This window comes from Sphingobium sp. C100 (assembly GCF_000508185.1).
Classification (GTDB): domain Bacteria; phylum Pseudomonadota; class Alphaproteobacteria; order Sphingomonadales; family Sphingomonadaceae; genus Sphingobium.
Map to the genome: position 1 here is coordinate 1 of NZ_AYOY01000194.1, position 23,059 is coordinate 23,059.

23 protein-coding genes are annotated in these 23,059 nt (G+C 63.8%); 18 read left to right on the top strand and 5 right to left on the bottom strand.

Features of this window, described 5'->3' with window-relative positions; translation table 11 throughout:
• The 9 genes from C100_RS44570 to C100_RS44610 all read left to right on the top strand — a co-directional run.
• A partial coding sequence (locus C100_RS44570) for a DUF3363 domain-containing protein (protein ID WP_024021652.1) occupies positions 1-441 on the top strand: 441 nt, incomplete at its 5' end.
• Between the two features lie 27 nt (positions 442-468).
• Positions 469-2,442: a conjugal transfer protein TraG gene (locus C100_RS44575; RefSeq protein WP_024021653.1), complete on the top strand. Its 1,974-nt coding sequence runs from the start codon at positions 469-471 to the stop codon at positions 2,440-2,442.
• Positions 2,443-2,452: 10 nt separating this feature from the next.
• Positions 2,453-2,887: a hypothetical protein gene (locus C100_RS44580; RefSeq protein WP_024021654.1), complete on the top strand. Its 435-nt coding sequence runs from the start codon at positions 2,453-2,455 to the stop codon at positions 2,885-2,887.
• 160 nt (positions 2,888-3,047) lie between these two features.
• Positions 3,048-3,464, top strand: coding sequence for a c-type cytochrome (locus C100_RS44585; protein ID WP_200866594.1), 417 nt, complete (start codon positions 3,048-3,050; stop codon positions 3,462-3,464).
• Between the two features lie 12 nt (positions 3,465-3,476).
• A complete protein-coding gene (locus C100_RS44590) occupies positions 3,477-3,929 on the top strand; it encodes a (2Fe-2S)-binding protein (protein WP_024021656.1) in 453 nt (150 codons plus the stop codon).
• Positions 3,930-3,932: 3 nt separating this feature from the next.
• The gene (locus C100_RS44595) at positions 3,933-6,152 is read left to right on the top strand and encodes a xanthine dehydrogenase family protein molybdopterin-binding subunit (protein ID WP_024021657.1); all 2,220 of its coding nucleotides are present in this window, start codon (positions 3,933-3,935) and stop codon (positions 6,150-6,152) included.
• A gap of 221 nt (positions 6,153-6,373) precedes the next feature.
• A complete protein-coding gene (locus C100_RS44600) occupies positions 6,374-6,841 on the top strand; it encodes a (2Fe-2S)-binding protein (RefSeq protein ID WP_031310212.1) in 468 nt (155 codons plus the stop codon).
• A gap of 77 nt (positions 6,842-6,918) precedes the next feature.
• Positions 6,919-7,527, top strand: coding sequence for a hypothetical protein (locus tag C100_RS44605; protein WP_024021659.1), 609 nt, complete (start codon positions 6,919-6,921; stop codon positions 7,525-7,527).
• Between the two features lie 31 nt (positions 7,528-7,558).
• Positions 7,559-9,760, top strand: coding sequence for a xanthine dehydrogenase family protein molybdopterin-binding subunit (locus C100_RS44610; RefSeq protein WP_031310214.1), 2,202 nt, complete (start codon positions 7,559-7,561; stop codon positions 9,758-9,760).
• Here C100_RS44610 and C100_RS49595 read toward each other — a convergent pair.
• Both C100_RS49595 and C100_RS44615 read right to left on the bottom strand, forming a co-directional pair.
• Complete coding sequence (locus tag C100_RS49595) at positions 9,729-10,067, bottom strand: helix-turn-helix domain-containing protein (protein WP_200866595.1); 339 nt, start codon at positions 10,065-10,067, stop codon at positions 9,729-9,731. The two genes, C100_RS44610 and C100_RS49595, sit on opposite strands and share 32 nt — an antisense overlap.
• A 574-nt stretch (positions 10,068-10,641) precedes the next feature.
• Positions 10,642-11,598: a quinone oxidoreductase family protein gene (locus C100_RS44615; protein WP_024021662.1), complete on the bottom strand. Its 957-nt coding sequence runs from the start codon at positions 11,596-11,598 to the stop codon at positions 10,642-10,644.
• Between the two features lie 113 nt (positions 11,599-11,711).
• Here C100_RS44615 and C100_RS44620 point away from each other — a divergent pair, with 113 nt between their 5' ends.
• On the top strand, positions 11,712-12,662 hold the full coding sequence (locus tag C100_RS44620) for an AraC family transcriptional regulator (protein WP_024021663.1): 951 nt from the start codon (positions 11,712-11,714) through the stop codon (positions 12,660-12,662).
• Positions 12,663-12,743: 81 nt separating this feature from the next.
• On the opposite strand, the gene C100_RS44625 is transcribed toward C100_RS44620, so the two are convergent.
• The 3 genes from C100_RS44625 to C100_RS44635 all read right to left on the bottom strand — a co-directional run bounded on the left by C100_RS44625 (position 12,744) and on the right by C100_RS44635 (position 15,484).
• On the bottom strand, positions 12,744-13,841 hold the full coding sequence (locus tag C100_RS44625; protein ID WP_024021664.1) for an aldo/keto reductase: 1,098 nt from the start codon (positions 13,839-13,841) through the stop codon (positions 12,744-12,746).
• A 106-nt stretch (positions 13,842-13,947) separates the two neighbouring features.
• Positions 13,948-14,532, bottom strand: coding sequence for a dioxygenase family protein (locus C100_RS44630; RefSeq protein ID WP_024021665.1), 585 nt, complete (start codon positions 14,530-14,532; stop codon positions 13,948-13,950).
• Between the two features lie 25 nt (positions 14,533-14,557).
• On the bottom strand, positions 14,558-15,484 hold the full coding sequence (locus C100_RS44635; RefSeq protein WP_200866596.1) for an MBL fold metallo-hydrolase: 927 nt from the start codon (positions 15,482-15,484) through the stop codon (positions 14,558-14,560).
• A gap of 238 nt (positions 15,485-15,722) precedes the next feature.
• On the opposite strand from C100_RS44635, the gene C100_RS44640 reads away from it, so the two are divergent.
• The 8 genes from C100_RS44640 to trbL form a co-directional block, all read left to right on the top strand.
• Positions 15,723-16,631 (top strand): LysR family transcriptional regulator, encoded by a 909-nt coding sequence (locus C100_RS44640; protein WP_024021667.1) that lies wholly within the window; start codon positions 15,723-15,725, stop codon positions 16,629-16,631.
• Between the two features lie 336 nt (positions 16,632-16,967).
• Positions 16,968-17,903: a P-type conjugative transfer ATPase TrbB gene (gene trbB / locus C100_RS44645; RefSeq protein WP_442800332.1), complete on the top strand. Its 936-nt coding sequence runs from the start codon at positions 16,968-16,970 to the stop codon at positions 17,901-17,903.
• Positions 17,904-17,914: 11 nt separating this feature from the next.
• A complete protein-coding gene (locus C100_RS44650; RefSeq protein ID WP_442800333.1) occupies positions 17,915-18,232 on the top strand; it encodes a TrbC/VirB2 family protein in 318 nt (105 codons plus the stop codon).
• A complete protein-coding gene (locus C100_RS44655) occupies positions 18,232-18,513 on the top strand; it encodes a VirB3 family type IV secretion system protein (RefSeq protein ID WP_024021670.1) in 282 nt (93 codons plus the stop codon). The genes C100_RS44650 and C100_RS44655 overlap by 1 nt, the downstream gene beginning before the upstream one ends.
• An 11-nt stretch (positions 18,514-18,524) precedes the next feature.
• Positions 18,525-20,981 (top strand): conjugal transfer protein TrbE, encoded by a 2,457-nt coding sequence (trbE, locus tag C100_RS44660; RefSeq protein WP_024021671.1) that lies wholly within the window; start codon positions 18,525-18,527, stop codon positions 20,979-20,981.
• Positions 20,978-21,751 carry a P-type conjugative transfer protein TrbJ gene (gene trbJ, locus C100_RS44665; protein ID WP_024021672.1) on the top strand — a complete coding sequence of 258 codons (774 nt, stop codon included), beginning with the start codon at positions 20,978-20,980 and terminating at the stop codon, positions 21,749-21,751. Before trbE ends, trbJ begins: the two co-directional genes overlap by 4 nt.
• A 10-nt stretch (positions 21,752-21,761) precedes the next feature.
• Positions 21,762-22,124 (top strand): putative entry exclusion protein TrbK-alt, encoded by a 363-nt coding sequence (gene trbK-alt / locus C100_RS44670; protein ID WP_024021673.1) that lies wholly within the window; start codon positions 21,762-21,764, stop codon positions 22,122-22,124.
• Positions 22,125-22,128: 4 nt separating this feature from the next.
• Positions 22,129-23,059 (top strand): P-type conjugative transfer protein TrbL (gene trbL, locus C100_RS44675; RefSeq protein ID WP_024021674.1); only part of this gene is annotated, 931 nt, incomplete at its 3' end.

Consider the following 23,059-nt stretch of genomic DNA (forward strand, 5'->3'; position numbering starts at 1 on the left):
CGGCAGGCGATCGCCCGCGAGCCGGTGGCGCTTGGCGGTGGCGGGTTCGGCGCCGAGGTGCGGGACGCAATGGACCGCCGCGCCGAACATCTGATCGAGCAGCGCCTGGCTGAGCGCCACGGCCGCAGCGTCATCTTCTCCCGCAACCTCATTGACACGCTGCGTCAGCGCGACGTCGAAGGGCTCGGGGCAAAGCTCGCTGCCGAGACCAGACGCCCGTTCGTCAAGGCGGGGACCGGGGAATATGTCGCCGGCGCCTATCGGCAGCGCATCGCTCTCGCCTCGGGCCGCTTCGCCATGATCGACGACGGCCTCGGCTTCCAGCTCGTGCCCTGGTCGCCGTCTCTTGAAAAGCATCTTGGCCAGCATGTCTCCGGCGTCGCCCGCGGCGATGGCGGGGTCGACTGGAGTTTCGGCCGCAAGCGCGGCCTCGGCCTGTAGCCCGTAATAAAAGAAAGGACCCCCGCCATGTCGGCGACCAAAATCCTCTGGGGCCAGATCCTCACCGTCTTCCTGATCGTGCTGTTCACGACGTGGACAGCGACAGAGTGGACAGCCTATCGGCTCGGTTTTCAGCCCCAGCTCGGCCCACCCTGGTTCGAGCTTGCCGGTTGGCCGGTCTATTACCCGCCCGCCTTCTTTTGGTGGTGGTATTTCTACGATGCCTATGCGCCGCCGATCTTCGTCGAGGGCGCCTATATCGCGGCGTCGGGCGGGTTCATCTCGATCGCCGTCGCCATCGGCATGTCGGTCTGGCGGGCCCGCGAGGCCAAGAACGTCGAAACCTATGGCTCGGCACGTTGGGCGCGGGATGACGAAGTAAAGGCGGCCGGCCTGCTCGGCCCCGACGGCGTGGTGCTCGGCAAACTCGATCGCGACTATCTCCGCCATGACGGTCCAGAGCATGTGCTGTGCTTTGCCCCGACCCGCTCCGGCAAGGGCGTGGGGCTCGTCGTGCCTTCGCTCCTGACCTGGCCAGGCTCGGCGATCGTGCATGACATCAAGGGCGAGAACTGGACGCTGACCGCGGGCTTCCGATCGCGGCATGGCCGCGTCCTGCTGTTCGATCCGACCAATCCGAAGTCGGCCGGTTACAATCCGCTGCTCGAGGTGCGCCGTGGCGAGTGGGAGGTCCGCGACGTCCAGAACATCGCCGACATCCTGGTCGATCCGGAAGGATCGCTCGAGAAGCGCAATCACTGGGAAAAGACCAGTCACGCGCTACTGGTCGGCGCGATCCTCCATGTCCTCTATGCGGAAGCCGACAAGACGCTCGCCGGCGTTGCCGCCTTCCTCTCTGATCCGAAGCGGCCGATCGAATCGACGCTGGCCGCCATGATGAAGACCGCGCACCTTGGCGAAACCGGTCCCCACCCCGTCATCGCCAGCGCAGCGCGCGAGCTGCTGAACAAATCGGACAATGAGCGGTCCGGCGTGCTCTCGACCGCCATGTCGTTCCTCGGCCTTTATCGCGATCCCGTCGTCGCCGAAGTGACAAGGCGCTGCGACTGGCGGATCGCCGATATCGTCGGCGGCAAGCGGCCGTCAACGCTTTACCTCGTGGTGCCGCCCTCGGACATCAACCGGACCAAGCCGCTGATCCGCCTGATCCTCAATCAGGTCGGCCGGCGTCTTACCGAGGATCTGCAGGCCAAGGGCGGTCGCCACCGGCTGCTCCTCATGCTGGACGAGTTTCCAGCGCTGGGACGGCTCGATTTCTTCGAGTCCGCGCTCGCGTTCATGGCGGGCTACGGCCTGAAGAGTTTCCTGATCGCCCAGTCGCTCAACCAGATTGAAAAGGCCTACGGGCCCAACAATTCGATCCTCGATAACTGCCATGTCCGCGTCAGCTTCGCGACCAATGACGAGCGAACCGCCAAGCGCGTGTCGGACGCGCTCGGCACCGCAACCGAGATGCGGGCGATGAAGAACTATGCCGGCCATCGGCTTTCGCCCTGGCTCGGCCACCTGATGGTGTCGCGGTCGGAAACCGCCAGGCAGCTGCTCACGCCTGGTGAGATCATGCAGCTTCCGCCCTCCGATGAAATCGTCATGGTTGCCGGCACGCCGCCGATCCGCGCGAAGAAGGCGCGCTATTATGAAGATCGCCGGTTTCAGGAACGGGTGCTGCCACCGCCTAGGATCATCAAGCCCGATGGGGTCTCGTCCGATGACTGGAGCAAGCTGGCGTTACCGCCATCACCGGAGGTCCTGACGGCGGCGACGGGAGCCAATCCGGATGAGGAGGATACGACTGAGTCCGAGCGGCGGCGCCAGCCGGAGCTGAGTCGCGTGCAGCCGATCGCCAAGGTGGCGCCGATCGAGAACGAGTTCGAGATCGACCCGGCGGACGATGCGGATGACGACGCCGCGCGCCTCAGTCGCATGAACCAGAACATGCGCCAGGCTTCGCTTGACCCCGGCGACGGCATCGAATTGTAGGAACGCCGCGATGACGAAATCACCGAAGAAGCAGCGGCTCTCCGTCTATCTCGAGCCCGACGTCATGAGGGCTCTCTCGGCGCATGCGGCCCGGCGTGGCCACTCAATGTCGCTAGTGGCCGAGGCCGGCATCGCATCCTTCCTCTCGCCGGATGCGGCTGAGCGCCAGGAGGCGGCGATCACTAAGCGGCTCGACCAAATTGACCGGCGCATGACCCGCGTGGAGCGCGACGTCGGTATCTCTGTCGAGACGCTGGCGATCTTCGTCCGCTTCTGGCTGACCACGACGCCGGCATTGCCCGAGCCTGCCGCTCAGGCCGCTCGTGCCAAGGCCAGCGAGCGATACGAGGCGTTCATCGCGGCTCTGGGTCGTCGACTTGCGAGCGGGCCGAAGCTGCGGCAGGAGATTTCGGAGGATATCAATCAAGCGCATCGGGCAGAATAGTTTCCGCCAACACGGCTATAATAGCGAGCGCATCCATCGAAGATATCAAACATCATTGCCGGACGATCGAAAAGAGATCACGGATTTCCGAGCATAGATCGTTTCCACGGGCATAACTATCGTATCGCCTGACTAAGGAGGCGATACAATGATTTGCACCATGACCCATTCCATAACCGCGCCTGCAGCAGGTCGCATCAAAGGACCGGCGGTCGCTCTGCTTGCAATCATTTTGCCTATCGGACTGTTCTTCGGGTCTTCAGCCGCCGCTCAGGAGGTAGATGGAGAGCGCTTGTTCCGGCAGCGTTGCGCCGCCTGCCACAACATCGAGCCGGGACAAACCAAAATGGGCCCCTCACTCCTTGGAATTATCGGCCGGACTGCCGGCAGTGTCGAAGGCGCGAACTATTCCCAAGCGATGCAATCTTCCGGCATCACCTGGGATCGCCAGTCACTCGAGACCTTTCTCACCGCGCCGCGCCAAATGATCCGCGGGACACGGATGACCGTCAGCATCCCCGATGGCGCACAGCGGGCTGCAATCATCAACTACCTCGAGAGCCAATCACCAGATTGAGGAGAAGCCTTCATGACAGCCTTCACGATCAACGGACAAGCGGTCAATGTCGCCACCGAACCGGATACACCGCTTCTTTGGGTGATCCGGGAACATCTGAAGCTCACCGGCACCAAATTCGGCTGTGGAATTGCTCAATGCGGAGCCTGCACCGTCCACGTCGACGGCGAGCCGATGCGCTCCTGTCAGACTTTCCTGGAGGATGTCGCCGGCCGCAAGGTCACAACGATCGAAGGTCTGTCGCCGGATTCCAGCCATCCGCTGCAGAGGGCTTGGATCGCTGAGCAGGTGCCGCAATGCGGCTACTGCCAATCCGGCCAGATCATGCAGGCGGCCGCCCTTCTTGCTGCCACGCCCAACCCCACCCGCGAACAGATCGTCGACCACATGGACGGGAATATCTGCCGTTGCGGGACCTATGTCCGCATCATCAGCGCGATCCAGCGCGCAGCAAGGGAGGGCTGAGCCATGACCCCGATTCTCCAGCCTCAAAGCCGCGTGCTGTCGCGACGTAGTTTTCTCGTCACGACCGGCGGCCTCGGCATCGCTGTCGCGTTCGGGAGCGTGCCCGACCTTGCCAGCGGCGCAGCCATGGCATCCGCCGCCGAGGGCGACTTCCGTCCCAACGCCTGGATCACGATTGGCGCGGATGGCACGGTCAGCATCATTTCGCCGGCCGTCGAAATGGGCCAGGGCATCACGACAACGCTGCCTCTGCTCGTCGCGGAGGAACTGGATGCCGATTGGAGCCGTGTGCGGGTGGTCCAGGCGCCGTCCGACGCGGAAACCTACGGCAATCCTGGTTTCTACGGGATTCAGCTTACCGGCGGCAGCGAGTCGACGCGCGGGTACAATGCGGTGCTTCGCATGACTGGTGCCCAGACACGATTAATCCTGCTGGCGGGCGCAGCTGGGATGCTAAACGTGCCAGTGAGTGAGCTTGAGACCGAGCCCCACAGGGTTCTGCATCCGTCCTCGGGGCGCTCGTTGGACTACGGTGAGATCGCTGCCAGGGCGCTACTTCCGGATCCGTTGCCGCAGGCCACAGAGGCCGACCTGAAGCAAAGCGACAGGTGGCGCTATATCGGAACCAGGACGATCCAGCGCATCGACGTACCCTCGAAGGTCAATGGAACCGCGGTCTTCGGTATCGACGTTCAGCTTCCGGACATGCTCCACGGCGCGGTCCTGCGGGCGCCGATTCAGGACGAACGGCCTGAGACCATCGACGATGCCGAAGCGCGCGATGTGCCCGGCATCACCCATATAGTCCCACTGTCCTATGGCGTCGGCATTGTCGGCGAAACCGTTGAAGCCACGCGGCGCGCGAAAGATCTGCTCAATGTGACCTGGAGCACAACGTCAAGGGTTCGCAACTATAGCAGTCAGCGGCTGCTCGACGAGTATCGCGCCGTCGGCCGCGACTTTGGCCAGCAAGGCGTTCCCGCGCATACCAATGGTGACGCCGAGGCCGCGATCGCTGCCGCCACGACGGTCATAGAAGCCGATTATATGAGTGACCATGTCGCCCACGCGACCATGGAGCCGATGAACGCCACGGCGCTCGTGACCGGCGACAGGGTGGAGATCTGGGCGCCGACGCAAGGTCCGACGGGCACACAGGGCTTCGCAGCAGAGGTGGTGGGCACCACGCCTGACAAGGTCAAGGTGAACACAACCCTGCTCGGCGGCGGCTTCGGACGCAAGGCGGAGGCGGACTTCATCATCGATGCAGTGTCGCTGGCCAAAGCCGTGGAGGGCCGACCGGTTAAGGTCATCTGGAGCCGCGAGGACGACGTCCGGCACGACAAGTTCCGGCCGCTCGAGGCGCAGCACGTCAAGGTCGGCCTCGATGCCGAGGGGAACATCGTCGGTTGGCGTCACCGCATTGTGGCGGATTCGATCTTTGCACGAACTTTGCCACCGGTGTTCGAAGAAGCAGGCGGCCACGACGACGTCGTGACCGAGGGTGCTAAATTCAATTATACTGTTCCCGCCCATCAGATAGAATATCTACGCCAGGACAACGGTCTGGCCATCGGTTTCTGGTTCGCCGTGGGGGTCGGCTATACGAGGTTCGCAATAGAATGCGTTGTCGACGAGATCGCCGCCGCCAGAGGCATCGATCCCGTCGCGTTGCGGCTGGAGCTTCTCAAGGACCAGCCGCGCGCGCGCAAGGTGATCGAGACCGTGGCCCGGATGGCTGAGTGGGACCGGGCGCGAGACGGCCGGGGCCTCGGCGTCGCTTACTCCGATGCGTTCGGCTCGCATTGTGCCCAGGTCGCCGAGGTCTCGCTGAACCGGGACACCGGCGCCATCCGGGTGCACAAGGTCTGGTGCGCGATCGATCCCGGTGTGGCGATCCAGCCTCTCCATATCGAGGCCATGATGATGACCGGCATCACCAACGGTACCGGCCATGCGTTGTTCGAGCAAATCAACGTCATCGACGGCGAGGTACAGGAGTCGAATTTCGATACGTACCGGGTGATCCGAATGTCCGAGGCGCCTGAGATAGAAGTAGCCGTGGTGCCGACGCCGGGGAGTCCTTTTGGCGGCATTGGTCAGGCAGGTCTTCCACCCACCGGCCCGGCAATCGCAAACGCTGTCGCGCGGCTCACCGGAGGTGTGCGGCTTCGCCACTACCCGTTCACGCCAGAACGCGTGAAGGCAGCTCTGGATACTTAAACCTTCTTTGGGCAACGCAGCCCTCCACAACTGGCTCGGCGAACGACTTCCCATAGCCGCGCGGAATCGCGGCTATGGGCTCTCCTGTTCAATCACTGCCGGCGGGCGGCCATTCAAGAATTTGTAGGAATGGGCAATTTTTCTGAAGGATCGCGCGTGTCGGTCTGAGCGAGAAAAGATTAGCCTCTCAGGCGACACAGTTGAAATCCTGAGAGTTGTTCATGTCCTATGCGATCTCCGTCAATGGCCAGATTCACCACGTCGAAGATGACGGGCAGACTCCTCTTCTTTGGGTGCTTCGCGACACGCTGAAGCTCACAGGCACCAAATATGGCTGCGGGGTCGCGCAATGTGGCGCGTGCACCGTGCATGTTGACGGCACGCCGACGCGCTCCTGTACGCTCCCCCTGGAGGTGGCTGCCTCGGCTCGAATCACCACAATCGAATCCATCGAAGGAGTCGAGGCGCAGGCGATCCGGGGTGCATGGGTCGCGCGCGATGTCCCGCAATGCGGATTCTGCCAGTCCGGGCAGATCATGAGTGCCGTTGCGTTGCTCCGCATCCTCAAGACACCGACCGACCGAGACATCGATGTGGCCATGAGCGGCAACATCTGTCGCTGCGCCACGTACAACCGGATTCGTGCCGCGATCCATGACGCTGCGGCCCAGCTCGGCACAGCCCGATGAGGTGGCGGCGATCCCCTTCCGAGCCACGGCGCGGGCGTCTTCGCATTGGCCGGTGGCTGTTCGCCACATTCGCAGCGATGATCGCGGCAACGCTCGTCTATGCGCTCTATCCTCGGCCCATGCCGCAGACGCAGGCTATTCAGATCCGCCAGCCGCAGTTGGACCTCGAGCGTCTGCGCGCAGTGGCGGAGTTCGCTGCGATTGCCGATCTGGACCAGCGTTCGATCGCGCTATTCGAGGAAGCGGGTCGCGTGATCCAGCACCCACGCTGCATGAATTGTCATCCGCGAACGGATCGCCCTACCCAGACAGACGCGATGCGTCCGCACAGGCCATGGGTATCACGCGGTCCGGATGGCGCCGGAGAGCCGACGCTCCGCTGCTCGACATGCCATGGAGCCACGAATTTCGAGTCATCCGGCGTGCCCGGAAACCCAATGTGGATGCTCGCACCGATCGAAATGGCCTGGCAAGGCAAGACGCTTGGCGAGATCTGTCGGCAGCTTCTGGACCCGGCACGCTCTCATATGAGCCGCGAGGAGCTGCTTCAGCACATGAGCGAGGATGCGCTTGTTGGTTGGGCCTGGCACCCTGGCGGAGGTCGCAAACCCGCGCCGGGCACGCAGGCGGAGTTCGGGACAATCATCAAGGCTTGGCTCGATACCGGCGGAAAATGCCCTGCATGAACCAGCCCATTTTTCGGAAGAGGAAACGCCCGTGAACAAGCCACAGGCCCCCAATCGAGGGTTCCGTATGACGCGTCGGCGGATGATCCTGGGCGGATCGCTGATCGGCGGTGCGCTGATCGTCGGCTATACCGCCACACACCCCATGCAAGTCGCTGGCGCGATCCTTCAGGGCGGCGGCAGCGATCCGGAACCGAGCGCCTTTGGGCCCTTCGTTCGCATCGGCTCCGATGGATGGGTGACAGTGGTCAACAAGCAGCAGGAGATGGGCCAGGGCATCCATGCCGGCATAGCCGCGATGGTCGCTGAGGAACTCGACGCGGATTGGGATCGCGTGCGCGTGATTGAGGCGCGCAACAACTTCCGCGCTTACGGCTTGCAAATGACGGCGGGGTCGAACGCCATCGCCAGCAATTGGGACGCAATGCGCAATGCAGGCGCTGCGGCGCGCGCGATGTTTGTCGCGGCCGCCGCGCACCGCTGGAATGTTTCGAGCCAGTCCATCGAGGTGCGGGACGGCGTTGTGTCGCATCCGGGCTCGAACCGGTCTGCGACGTTCGCCGACCTTCTTGAAGACGCGTCTCGCCAGACGCCTCCGCAGTCGCCCACGCTCAAACAGCCTAAGGATTATCGTCTGATCGGCACCGATAGGGTGCATCGCAAGGACAGCCTGGCAAAAAGCACCGGCGCCGTGATCTACACTCAGGATATTCAACGTCCCGATATGCTGGTTGCGATGGTGGCGCACAGCCCCCGTTTCGGCGGAACGCTGGCGCGGTTCGATGCGTCTGACGCGCTGAAGGTGAAGGACATCGTCGACGTCTTCGCAATCGAGACCGGTGTCGCGGTAGTGGCGAAGACGACATTTGCCGCAAGGCTCGGACGCGACGCACTGCGTATCGAGTGGAACGACGGCGAAGCCGAGATGCGGTCAACCCCGGAGCTCATCGAATATTATCATCAAATTGCGGCCGGGCGGGGCGACCTGGAGCCGAGCGACTTCGGGACCAAGGGCGAAAATCCTGGGGCCCCCTTCGACGGCGACGCCGTCGAGTTCGCGTTCGATTTTCCCTATCTGGCCCATGCTCCGATGGAAACGCTCGATTGCGTCGCTCAAGTGGACGGCTGGAACGTGTCGATCACCTCGGGCGCCCATCTGGCGACACTCGACCAGGTCATGGCGGCGATCGCCGCCCGCACGATCCCCGGCAAGGTCGACCTCGAAGTCGTGCCGGCCGGCGGCTCGTTCGGCCGCCGCGGCATCATGTCTTCCGATTATCTTGTCGAATGTGTACGGATTGCAAAGCGGATCCAGGGGCGTCCCATCAAGCTGATCTGGAGCCGGGAGGACGAGATGACGTCTGGCTACTACCGGCCGATGTCGCATCACCGCGTTTGGGTCCAGATGGGGGCCGATGCCTTCCCGGCGCGTTGGCGCGTCCACAGCGTTTGCCAGGCTTTGACGCCGATCGGGCCGAATTTTCAAGCGACTGAGGGGATCACCAACTCACCCTATTTTTCGACCGCCTCGACCGTCGACGGCAAGATCTTCAGTCCGAGCTTTCCGGTCGTGGTCGGCTTCTGGCGCTCTGTCGGCGCTTCGCACACCGCCTTCGTGATGGAGCATATCATCGATCAGCTCGCGCGGCGGGACGATCGCGATCCGGCGTCGTATCGGCGTACCCTCTATGAGAGGGCCGGCGATACGAGACGGATCGGGGTGCTCGATGAGCTTTGTCACAAGGCGGACTGGGGCAGCCCGCTCCAACCGGGCTGGGCCCGCGGCCTCGCAATTGCCGAGGCCTTCGGTACGGTCGTCGGTCAGGTCGCCGAGGTGCGGCTGGTCGACGGCCGTCCGATCGTGCGCCGCGTTGTCGCTGTCGTCGACTGCGGAATTGCAGTCGCGCCAGACCAGATCGCAGCACAAATGGAGGGCGGCGTCGGCTTCGGCCTATCGGCCGCGCTGTACGGGGCGGTCACCTTGAAGGACGGTATCGTCCAGGAGACCAATTTCGACAGTCATCCGGTCTTGCGCATGAACGAAATGCCGGCGGTCGAAACGCATATCATCAAGTCCACCCGTCGACCCACCGGCATGGGCGAGCCCGGCGTGCCGCCGATCGCGCCTGCGGTGGCGAACGCGATGCTGGCACTGACCGGATCTGCAACAAAAAGTCTGCCCTTCCTTAGCGGTAACGCACTCAGCAATAGCGACGTGTCCTCGCAGTCCTAGTCGTTGGCGGCGGATGTAAGCCTTTGGCCTCAACCAGGTCGGCCTCCGCTGCCGCCACAGCGACCGCGCGCTCGATGCATCGACTCCCATTGTCGGCATTGGGACGCAGCCGATCGGGCGGCACGCCTGCAGCAACGGAACTGGTTTCCGATCTGACCTTCCGCCAACGTCCATACTGTCGAGGCGAGCAGTCCATGACTCGTTTAAAGGCCGTGTTGAACGAGCTTTCCGATTTATAGCCGAGCGAGATGGCAACCGCGAAAACGGAATCGCTCGAATTCTCCCGCCTGTCGCAGGCAAGCAGCATCCACTACCGCGCCACATACCGCATCGGCGGCGGCTCTCCGACGCGCTCCTGGAACCTGAGCGCGAATGTCGAGCGCGACATTCCGTCGATCCCGCCAAGTTCCTGCAGAGTCCATTGATCAGCGGGGGCGGAGCGAATTGACTTGATCGCAGCGCCAAGCTGCTTGTCCGCGAAAGTGAAAAACCAGCCGACGTGATCACCGCCGCTCGCGTTCAGAGACCACTCCGTCCATTTTCCCGATAGCCGTTGCCACCCGTCAGGAGAACCCTGCGGCCCTGTTGGGGCGGAATGTCGGCGATGCTCCAGTCGCTCACATCCGCACCGGCCCGGCTTGACAAGCCTGCGATATAGCCCTCCGAACCGCGGAGCAGACCGGCAGAGACGCCGACTGCGGACACCTAGTCTCTGCCTAATGCTATGAATTTTTCGCACGACGCAGCGGCCCCGACGCTAGAGAAGCCATGCCGCAGCCGTGTGCGCTTCCGCGCCCCCAGTCTAGACCGACGTTTTCAAAGCGACCGTGTCCGAGTCCTACCCGCCCGACCAACGGTCGGACGGACATTGCCCGTGCGCGTCAATGTGTGAGGCCTGCCGGCGACAGGATGTAGCGAACATCCGAGGGGCCGGTCCACGCGTCAGCGACGGCCGTGAGCGGTAGCGTCGTGACGGGGGCATCGAACCCCGCACCGTTCGTCTCCGTCAGAAGCTCGCGCGCACCGGCCAACAATTCCCGGATGGCGACGCTGCCGATGCCACTGCCCATCAATTCGAGCCCCGAACTGCGGAAGGCATCGCCACGGAGCGAAATCTCTTCACCCGCCACGGTGCCGAGCTGGACATACCGCACCCTCGGTTCGCCCATTCGGGAACCGCGATTCTTCGTGGCGGCCGCAATGACGCGACTGGCAGGCTCGCCCCATAGGAAATCAAGCACGACATCGACGCCGCGGTCGAATTCCGCGCGCAGGGCCTCGTCGGCGCCGTCGTCGAGTGCGATGCGCGACGCGACATCGAGCCGGTCCAGCGCTGTTTTGTTGCGACCAACTGCGATGACCCTGTGTGCGCCGAAGTGCCGCGCGATTTGCACGGCCATGCCCCCGGCAGCACCCGTCGCGCCGTTGACGAGAACGGTGGCACCCGGCTGAAGCGGCGCCCTCCGCGTCAGGGCGACCCAGGACGCCAGGCCGCCGCTCGCGACCGCGGCGGCGCGTACGTCCGATATGTCATCGGGGATGGCAACGATCATTTCGTCCGAGACCAGCGCCAGTTCGCCCATCGAACCGAAGGGGGCCTTGGGGAACAGGAAATATACCCGCCGGCCCTTGGGGTCGGTGCCAACGCCGTCCACGCCTGGTACGAAACCCGCCTGGGCGCCGCTCGTGTAGTGCCTGCCTGATGCCAGGGCCTTGACGATCGGGCTCAAGGGCGCCGCGTGAACCCGCACGATCGTTTCTCCTTCACCCGCGACGGGGTCGCGGAAATCGCCGTGGGCGGGCGCCTTTCCGAAATCTGTAACGACTGCTGCTTTCATCTTTTTTCTCCTTATTGCCCGATGAACTGTCGGTTAGGAGATGCAAATAGCTTGGATCTTCGGTACGTTCTCTAGCTAGAGATACCAACTTTCTTCGTGATCGTACCCCGCCCATGGATCCACTGTCTGAAATCCTCTCGCTCCTCAAGCCGCGCAGCTACATCACCGCCGGGTTCGACGCCGGCGGCGACTGGTCGCTGAGGCTGGACGATCTTGCCGGCCGCATCAAATGCTACGCGGTAATGCACGGCAGTTGCTGGCTGTCTCTGGAAGACGCCGGAGAACCGGTCCAGATCGTAGCCGGCGAATGTTTCGTGCTTCCGAGCGGACGCCCGGTTCGGATCTCAAGCGACCCGGCGCTGACGCCGACGCTCGCAAGCAAAGCCCTTGCACCGGACCGGGATGGAGAAACTGTGACCTACAATGGCGGCGGAGACGTGCATCTGACTGGAAGCCGGTTCGAAGTCAGCGGTCGGCATGCGGATGTGCTGCTCCGCACGCTGCCGCCCGTCATGCACCTCAAGTCTACCGGGGATCAGGTGGCCCTCCGTTGGTCGATCGAGTTGATGATGCAGGAACTGCGGGAGGCTCGGCCGGGCGCGTCTCTCGTAGCCCAGCACCTAGCGCATATAATGCTGACGCAGACGCTCCGCTTATATCTGACTCAACAGTCCGGCATGGAGATCGGATTGTTCGCCGGCCTCGCCGACCCACAGGTCGGCTCCGCCATCGGAGCCATTCACGCCGATCCGGGACACGGTTGGACGCTCGAAGAGCTTGCCGTGAATGTCGGCATGTCACGAACTGCATTCGCACGACGTTTCCGCGAAAAAACCGGAGAGACGCCGGTCGCTTACCTCACGCGCTGGCGGATGATGCTGGCCGCTGAGAAGCTTGTTGGCGGAAATGAGACGCTGGCGCATATCGCGCGCGCTGTCGGCTACGAATCCGAGAACGCATTCAACACCGCCTTCACTCGCGTCATGGGGTTGTCACCGCGGCGCTATTCTAAAACTGTGGATGCTCGCTCGCTTGTCGAGCAGCTACCGGGTGTGGACCTTTGAGCTCCTGCGCGACGGATAACGTTCGCGGATATCGCATTGTAAGGAAAGTTCGCGAAAGCAACTGCTTTGCGAATTCCAAAGTCATTGGATCAAACGAGTACGAGCCAAAGCCTGTGCCGCTCGGATCAATCCCTGATACTGGGCGTCCTTCCCGGGATACCAGGGCATCCGCCCGATATCGGCGAAACCCGAGATCGTTTCCATATGCTGGACCATGCGCCGGCGCATCGCCTCGTCTGGCAAGGGTCCGTACATGGCTTGGACATTGTCCTCGGCATGCTCCGGATTCGCGGTACCGCACAGCACCGTCGTAACCGCCGGATGCGCCATGACCCATTTGAGGAAGAACTGCGTCCAGGTGGCCGCTTCGAATTCCCCAGCGAAGTCCGGTAATGAGCGACCTTTCACCACCTTCATCAGGCGAGCCTTTTCGAGCGGAAGGTTGATGAGGACGCCGACCCCGCGGGCGGCCGCCGCCGGCAGCAGGCGGCGCTCGGCGCTGCGATCGAAGATCGAGTAGTTCGTCTGAATGAAATCGACGCCGCCACGCTCGACCAGTTCGGCGAGTTGATCCTGGGCGCCTGCTTCATGGTGGGTCACGCCGACATAGCGAATGCGACCTTCCTTCTTCCAGGCCTGCATCAGCGGGATGATGACTGGCGCGTTGACGATGCTGTGGCACTGCATGAGGTCGATCGTATCGCGCCAGATGCGCAGCCTCGACTGCTCGAAGCTTGCCAATGCATGGCTTTCGTCGCCGAGATATTCGCCGGTCGACCAGATTTTGTTGGCGACGAACATCTCGGATGCCTCCGGCGTGCCCGCCAGAAACGCGCCAACAGAGACTTCCGCCGATCCGTAGAGGGGCGACGTATCGACGACCCGGCCACCGCCCGCGACGTAGCGCCGAAAGACCTCGCCGAGATTGCTCCGGTCGTCGCCGGGGCGGGCGTCAAAGGTGAGAAATGTGCCGAGGCCGAGTGTGGTGAGCGTCTGCTCCGTTCTCGGAATTGTCCGCATTCGTGCAGGCGTCGTGGAGGCCGTCGCCGGCCCGCTTGGCTGGGCTTGCGCGTGGGCTTCACCAGAAAAAAACGGTGTGGTAGCCAGTATGGTGGCTCCCGTGCCCAGAGCACCAATGAAACCGCGCCGGTTAAGGCCTGAATCCTGCTGTTCGCTCATGCGATAGTCTCCTTCAAAAGATGCTCGATATAGATCGCAATTCCCGAAGTCGCCGCGGCCAGGGGCCAGTGACGAGCGCGATCTGGTTGGCAGAAAAGCCAGCGGCTCAGACCACGAAGTCGAAACGTGCGAACTGACCGTCATCCGCAGGGCCGACCGTCATGAGCAGCGTTTCATCGAAAATCCGGTCACGCGCATTGCCTGGCTCCCCCGGAAAGAAGAGCTGCGTTGTCAGGACATCCCCGCCCGGACGTTGAACCCTTAAATGGAAGTGTCGCGTGCGTCCCGGATACAGTGCCGGCACGACGGTGTTGAACCACCAGCGTCCCTGCTCGTCGGCGAATTGATGTCCCCGCAAGCGGAAGCCTTGACGATCGTACTCGCCGTTTTCGTCGGCTTGCCAGATCTCGACGAGGCTACGCGGCACAGGGCGGCAGCGAGTGTCGAGGACGTAGCCCGCGACGGTGATGCGCTCGCCGCGCGGCGCCTCCAGAAAGAGGTGCTGCTTCAACGGGGAGTTTGGCTTGAAGAACGGGCCGGCTTCACGGGCGGGCGTCGGTTCATCTCCGTCGGTGCAGGCACGCGTCAGCGGCAGCGGCGGCGCCTCCTGCCCGAAAGCGATCACGCCAGTCAGCGGCACGAGCGGCATGGCGAGAAAGCCCGAAAGAAGCGTGCGCCTCGATGTCGTCATTGCGGGGCCTCCGCCGCTTGCCGGATCAGAACTGCCAGTTGACCGGAACCCAGGCATAGCCCGCGTCCGTCTTGAGCATTCGGCCAAGACCCGGGAACGGATAGTGGAAGCCGAGGACGAGAAGCCGGTCTGCCGCCGCCATGTCGAAGATGCGGCGACGGGAGGCGAGTGCGGTGTCCTTGTCGCGATCTGGCCCGGGCAGCCATGGCCGATCGACATTGACGATCGGGTGGTAGGCGAGATCGGCCGTTAGCAGCAGCTGATCGTTGCCGGAGTGAACAAGGAAGTTCGCCATACCGGGGGTATGGCCGAATGCGGGAAGCGTCGTCAGCCCAGGAACGATCTCCGCGCCGGCTTCATACAACTCGATCCCGCTGGTGACCGGTTCGACGCTCCGCTTGATGGCGGCTGCGAAATTACGGCGGAATTCCTCGGGCACCGGCATATAGGAAAGGTCCGGATCGTTGCGGACGAAGAAGTCCCAATCGGCACGAGGCGCAAAGATCGTCGCCCGTGGAAATGCCTTGCCGCCGTCGGCCGTTCGAAGGTTGCCGACATGGTCCGGGTGCGTGTGCGAGACGACGACAACGTCGATATCCTCGGGGCGCAGACCGATGGCGGCTATATTTTCGAAAATGCGACCGCCTTGCTGACCCATGGTCTCGCCGGCTCCGGCTTCAAGCAGGATTCGCCTGCCATTCGTCTCGATCAACAGGGTGTTGAGATTGAGCGTCAGGCGGTCGGCCGGGAGGAAGGCGAGCCTCAGAACCTCCTGCAGTTCCGCTTCCGGCGCATCGCTGGCGTAAACCCGCGGAGGGCCGCCGATCAGCCCGTCACTCAATACGGTCACTGATATACCGCCGACGCGAAAGCGGTAATGGCCGGCATTTCCAGCCTGGGCCGGGAGCGACGTGGTGGAAGCGGTCTGCGCAAAGGTCAGGCCGGTCGGCAAGATCAGGCCCGTCACAGCCGATGCGGCTGTCAGCACGATCTTCCTGCGGTTCAGTGTGATTTCACCCATAGTTTTGGTCCCATCCAAATACCTGATCGCAGGTTCCGTTTGGTTTCAGGATCGGCGGTAAGCCGCGGTTATCCGTGGCGCCGCCTCGCGAATGTTTTTAAGGATGACACGGAACCGGCGCGCGGATAAGCTAATCAAAATTGATCAGCTTATTAAGTAGAGCTTTGCAATGCGACCACTTCGCCTCCACAGCCTGGAGATTTTTGAGGACGTCGTCCGCTGCGGTGGTTTTAGAGCTGCCGCGCTTGGCAGGGGCGTCTCATCGTCGGCCATCAGTCAATCGATCAGCCTGCTTGAAGAAGCGCTAGGCATCCGGCTGCTGAACCGAACGACACGTAGCGTAGCGCCGACAGAAGCAGGCGAGCAGCTTCTCGAGCGACTCAGGCCCGCTCTTCACGACATCAGAACAGCGGTCGACGATCTCAATCAGCTTCGCGAACACCCGTCCGGCACCGTGCGGATCAATGCACCGGGTCCGGCCGCCGACCACATTCTGTGCCCTCTGGCCTTCGAGTTCATGAAAATTTATCCCGACGTCAACGTCGAGATCGTCAGTGATGCCGCGATCATCGATATTGTGGAGCAGGGTTTTGACGCGGGCGTGCGCTTCGGGAACCAACTCGCCCAAGACATGATCGCCATGCCGCTGGGGCCTGCCTTGCGATATGCCATCGTGGCCTCGCCTGATTATCTTCGCAAGCGCGGTCGACCCGACTCACCGCGCGATCTCTTACAGCACGATTGTATTCGCCGCCGTTTCCCCGGCGGAACCATGGTGACGTGGAAATTTGAGAGGGACGATGATGAAGTGGAAATCACCCCGAAAGGTCGATTGACGCTGAGCTCAGCGCATCAAGAACTCCAAGCCGCGCTTGCGGGATCGGGAGTCGCTCACCTGTTCGAGGACTATGTCCGTGATGATGTCGAACAAGGCAGGCTCATCGAAGTGCTCTACGACTGGAAGCAGAAGCTGCCGAGCTGGTATCTGTATTATCCGAGCCGGCGGCACACCAGTGCGGCCGTGCGGGCTTTTCTCGACTACGTCCGCGATCAGAGATGGGTTCCAATCGTCAAGTAATGCTCAGCGCCGCGCGCGCTCGGGATTACTGCGCCACTAAACACATTTTCATGTCCCTGCGGGAACGCCACGGCCACAGTATCCGGAAGCGCAACAATGTGGGCAGTAGAATTCGAACAATGCATCCTTAGACGTTGCGCTTCCTCGGTCATCCCGCCGTTTGCCTGTCTTTGTACGCCACAATACGACGACCACATAATGGTTGTTGTCAGACCATAATTTCTGCCTCTTCTACTCATCCCCGATCCAGGGCCGCATGTCGCGGACCCGCAAGAGAACGGGGACGACGTGGCGGCCACTCACCAGAAATCGGAGGCGATCCTTCGCAGTGCGCGCATGCTGCGCACCGCGCTCGGCCCCGCCATCGCCCGGTTTCTGGAAGATCCCGCGATCGTCGAGGTGATGCTCAACCCCGATGGGCGGCTCTGGATCGACCGCCTCTCCGAGGGACTCTCCGACACGGGAGAACGGGTGTCGCCGGCCGATGGCGAGCGCATCGTTCGCCTCGTCGCGCACCATGTCGGCGCCGAGGTTCATCCAGGCAGCCCGCGCGTCTCTGCCGAGTTGCCGGAAACACAAGAGCGGTTCGAGGGCCTTCTGCCCCCCGTGGTCACCGCACCGGCCTTCACGATCCGCAAGCCTGCCGTTGCCGTCTTCACCCTCAACGACTATGTCGCGGCCGGCATGATGGCGGCCGACCAGGCCGAGGCTCTACGGATCGCCGTCGCCGAGCGCCGCAATATCCTGGTCGCCGGCGGCACCTCGACCGGCAAGACCACGCTCACCAATGCGCTGCTCGCCGAGGTGTCAAAGACGTCCGACCGCGTGGTGCTTATCGAGGACACGCGCGAGCTCCAATGCGCCGCGCCGAACCTCGTCGCCATGCGGACGAAGGATGGCGTCGTGTCGCTCTCCGATCTCGTCCGATCCTCGCTGCGCCTGCGCCCCGATCGCATCCCGATCGGCGAGGTGCGCGGCGCTGAAGCGCTCGATCTGCTCAAGGCCTGGGGCACCGGCCACCCCGGCGGCGTCGGCACCATTCATGCGGGCACCGCAATTGGCGCGCTGCGCCGCCTCGAGCAGCTCATCCAGGAAGCTGTCGTCACCGTTCCGCGCGCCCTGATCGCAGAGACGATCGATCTGGTCGCAGTGCTCTCCGGCCGCGGCGCCTCGCGGCGCCTCGCCGAACTCGCTCGCGTCGAAGGGCTCGGCGCCGACGGCGATTATCGCGTTGTCCCCGTCAGCCTGCACCTCACAGGAGATCCGTCATGATCCAGCATGCCATGCGTATCCGCCGTCACATCGCGACGGCAGCCTCCGTCACCTTCCTCACCTTGGCGCTCGCGCCCGCCGCCCACGCGTCCGGTTCGTCCATGCCGTGGGAAGCGCCGCTGCAGTCCATCCTCGAATCCATCGAGGGACCTGTCGCCAAGATCGTCGCGGTGATCATCATCATCGTCACCGGCCTCACGCTCGCCTTCGGCGACACCTCGGGCGGCTTCCGGCGCCTGATCCAGATCGTCTTCGGCCTGTCGATCGCCTTCGCGGCGTCCAGCTTCTTTCTGTCGTTCTTCTCGTTCGGCGGCGGAGCGCTGGTCTGATGGCGGCGTCGGCGGAGACGGCGAGCGAAGTGCCGGGCTTTTCGGTCCCGGTCCATCGCGCGCTGACCGAACACATTCTGCTCGGCGGCGCACCGCGCTCGATCGCCATTCTGAACGGGACGCTGGCGGCAGCGCTTGGCCTTGGCCTGCGCCTCTGGCTGGTCGGCCTCGGTCTCTGGGCTATCGGCCACTTCGCCGCCGTCTGGGCCGCCAAACGCGATCCGCAGTTCGTGGACGTCGTGCGCAGGCATCTGCGCATCCCCGCTCATCTGTCGGTCTGAGGGGCGCGGCCATGATGAATCTTGCCGAATATCGCAACCGCAACACCCGGCTTGCCGACTTCCTGCCCTGGGTCGCGCTTGTCGGTGACGGCGTCGTCCTCAACAAAGACGGCAGCCTGCAGCGCACCGCGCGATTTCGTGGTCCCGATCTCGACAGCGCCGTGCCGGCCGAACTGGTCGCGGTCGCCGGGCGACTCAACAACGCCTTCCGCCGCCTCGGCTCCGGTTGGGCGATCTTCGTCGAAGCACAGCGGCATGGCGCCGCCACCTATCCCGCCAGCATGTTCGCTGACAGCGCGTCCGCGCTGGTCGACGCCGAACGCAAAGCGGACTTCGAGGAAGCAGGTAGCCACTTCGAGTCGAGCTACTTCCTGTCCTTTCTTTATCTGCCGCCGGCCGAAGACGCCGCGCGCGCAGAAACCTGGCTCTACGAGGGCCGCGATCACGCCGGCATCGACGCCCACGAAGTCCTCCGCGGCTTCGCGGATCGCACCGATCGCATCCTCCAACTTATCGACGCCTTCATGCCGGAATGCGCCTGGCTCGACGACGCCGAGACGCTCACCTTCCTGCACTCGACGGTTTCGACGAAACGCCACCGCGTCCGTGTGCCCGAGACCCCGATCTATCTCGATGCGCTGCTTGCCGATCAGCCGCTCACCGGCGGGCTCGAGCCACGTCTTGGCGACACGCATCTGCGCATCCTCACCATCGTCGGCTTCCCGACAGCGACCACGCCCGGCATCCTCGACGAGCTGAACCGACTGGCCTTTCCCTATCGCTGGTCGACCAGGGCCGTCCTGCTGGACAAGACGGACGCCACCAAGCTGCTGACCAAGATTCGGCGGCAATGGTTCGCCAAGCGCAAGTCGATTGCCGCCATCCTCAAGGAGGTGATGACCAACGAGGCTTCGACGCTGGTCGATACTGATGCCGCGAACAAGGCGGCCGATGCCGACATGGCGCTGCAGGAGCTTGGCGCGGACTATGCCGGCCAAGCCTATGTCACCGCGATGATCACTGTCTGGGACGAAGATCCGCGCATCGCCGCCGAGAAGCTGCGCTTGGTCGAGAAAGTCATCCAAGGACGCGATTTCACGGCCATGCCGGAGACGATCAACGCGGTGGACGCTTGGCTCGGCAGCCTGCCCGGGCATGCCTATGCCAATGTCCGGCAGCCGCCCATCAACACGCTCAATCTCGCCCACATGATCCCGCTGTCGGCGGTATGGGCGGGACCGGAACGGGACGAGCACTTCGCAGCACCCCCACTGCTGTTTGGCAAGACCGAAGGCTCGACCCCATTCCGGCTTTCCATCCACGTCGGCGATGTCGGTCACACGCTGATCGTCGGCCCAACCGGCGCCGGCAAATCGGTTCTGCTGGCCCTGATGGCCCTGCAGTTCCGCCGCTATGAGCGATCTCAGGTGTTCGCCTTCGATTTCGGCGGCTCGATCCGGGCCGCGGCGCTCGCCATGCGCGGCGACTGGCACGACCTCGGCGGCGGGCTCACGGAAGGCGCCGACGATAGCGTGTCCCTTCAACCGCTGGCGCGCATCGACGACGTCGCGGAACGGGCCTGGGCGGCTGGCTGGCTCACTGCCATTCTGGGACGCGAGAGCGTTCCGATTACGCCCGAGGTCAAGGAGCATCTCTGGTCGGCGCTCTCGTCGCTCGCCTCCGCGCCGATTGGCGAGCGCACGCTGACGGGCCTGTCGGTCTTGCTGCAGTCAAACGACCTCAAGCAGGCGCTTCGGCCCTACTGCGTCGGCGGCCCCTATGGGCGACTGCTCGACGCGGAGGCCGAGCATCTCGGCGAGGCCTCAGTCCAGGCTTTCGAGACCGAGGGTCTGATCGGTACGGGCGCCGCTGCCGCGGTCCTCGCCTATCTCTTCCATCGCATTGAGGACCGTCTCGACGGGCGGCCTACGCTGCTGATCGTCGACGAAGGCTGGCTCGCGCTCGATGACCAGGGCTTCGCGGGTCAGCTTCGCGAATGGCTGAAGACGCTGCGCAAGAAAAACGCCAGCGTCATCTTCGCCACCCAGTCGCTGTCGGATATCGACGGCTCGGCAATCGCGCCGGCCATCATCGAGAGCTGCCAGACCCGCATCCTGCTGCCGAACGAACGCGCGATCGAGCCGCAGATCACCGCGATCTATCGCCGCTTCGGGTTGAACGACCGGCAGATCGAGATCCTCGCCCGGGCCACGCCCAAGCGCGACTATTACTGCCAGTCGCGGCGCGGCAATCGCCTGTTCGAGCTGGGCCTTTCGGATGTCGCCCTGGCGCTCTGCGCCGCCTCATCGAAACAGCACCAGGCGCTGATCGCGGAGGTGCATGCCCGTAGCGGCACCGACGGCTTTCTCGCCGAATGGCTCGCTGAAAACCGCCTCGGCTGGGCGGCCGATCTCATCGCCGATCTCACCAACGTCACCCCCCAAACCGATCCGGAGGCACGCCGATGACCCGTTCCGTTCATTCCCGCTCGCGCGCCATGCGCGTCGCCGCAATTGTCCTCGCCGCTCCGATGGCGCTCTCGCCGATCCTCAGCAGCCCGGCCGCCGCACAATGGATCGTCTACGATCCGACCAATTATGCGCAGAATGTCCTGACAGCCGCCCGGACGCTTCAGCAGGTCAATCAACAGATCACCCAGCTTCAGAACGAAGCGACGATGCTGATCAACCAGGCCCGCAATCTGGCGAGCCTGCCATACTCCTCGATCCAACAACTGCAGCAGTCGGTGCAACGCACCCAACAGCTCCTCACCCAGGCGCAACGCATCGCCTATGATGTCCAGAACATCGATCAGGCGTTCCAGACCACCTATGGCAACGCCTCCATGTCGGCTTCGGACCAGCAGCTCGTCGCGGGCGCCCGCGAGCGCTGGCAGAACACGGTCGGCGGGCTGCAGGACGCCATGCGCGTGCAGGCCGGTGTAGTCAGCAACATCGACACCAACCGGTCCGAGATGTCCTCGCTGATCGGACGCAGCCAGGGAGCGACAGGCGCATTGCAGGCGACGCAGGCCGGCAATCAGCTTCTCGCGCTTCAGGCGCAGCAGCTTGCCGACCTCACGGCCGTCGTAGCGGCTAACGGCAGGTCGCAGGCGCTCTCCGAAGCCGAGCGCACGGCGGCCGCCGAACAGGGGCGCGAGCAACGCCGCCGGTTCCTGACGCCGGGCTCCGGCTACCAGGCCGGGAACGCGCGCATGTTCCCGAACAGCGGCAACTGAGGGCGCGGCCATGGACGGCAAGATGCTCGCCCGACTTGGCGCGGTGGTGTTCGTCGCGGTGGCCATCACCGCGACGGCGATCGAGATGAGCCGCAAAGAGGAGCCGACGGAGAGCTGGGCTACGTCACGGCCGAACACGGCTCCGTCAGCCCCCTTGCGCGACGAGCTGTTCCGCTGCCAGGCCCTCGGAGAAGCCGGGCCGCGTGACGCGGCCTGCCTGCGGGCCTGGGCCGAGAACCGCAACCGCTTCCTTGCGCCGGGCGCTCGACCCGCCGAGCGGCTGCCTGACGCTCCGCCTGTTCCGCATCCGTCATCCGATGCGGCTGTCCCGGCTCAACCGGCACCGGTGTGGCCGCCGGCCGAGACGCGGTAGCGTCATGGGCAACACCGGCGTCATTGACCACTTCCTCGAGGTCTTCACCCGCTACATCGACAGCGGCTTCGGCCTGCTCAGCGGCGAAGTCGCCTTCATCGCCACGACGCTCATCGTCATCGATGTGACGCTGGCCGCGCTGTTCTGGTCCTGGGGCGGCGACGACGACATCTTCGCCCGCCTGGTGAGGAAGACGCTGTTCATCGGGGTGTTCGCCTACATCATCGGCAACTGGAACAATCTCGCCCGCATCGTCTTCGAGAGCTTCGCGGGCTTGGGCCTCAAAGCCAGTGGCACGGGCTTCACAACGGCCGATCTGCTGCGGCCGGGCAAGGTGGCGCAAACCGGTCTCGATGCCGGGCGGCCGCTCCTGGAATCCATCTCGGGCCTGATGGGATACTGGTCGTTCTTCGAGAACTTCATCCAGATCGCCTGCATGTTCCTCGCCTGGGCGCTGGTGTTGCTCGCCTTCTTCATCCTCGCCATCCAGCTCTTCGTCACGCTGATCGAATTCAAGCTAACGACGCTCGCCGGCTTCGTCCTCATTCCATTCGGCTTGTTCGGCAAGTCCGCCTTCATGGCCGAACGCGTGCTCGGCAACGTCATCTCGTCCGGCATCAAGGTGTTGGTGCTCGCCGTCATCATCGGCATCGGCTCGACGCTGTTCTCCGAATTCACCGCCGGCTTCGGCGGCGCAACACCATCCATCGACGAAGCCATGGCCATCGTGCTCGCCGCGCTGTCGCTCCTCGGTCTCGGCATCTTCGGCCCCGGCATCGCCAGCGGCATCGTCTCCGGCGGCCCACAGCTCAGCGCCGGCGCCGCGGTGGGTACAGGTCTCGCGGCTGGCGGCATGATCGTCGCCGGAGCCGGCGCGGTCGGCGCCGTCGCATCCGGCGGTGCGGCACTTACCGGAGGCGCGGCAGCCGCGGCCC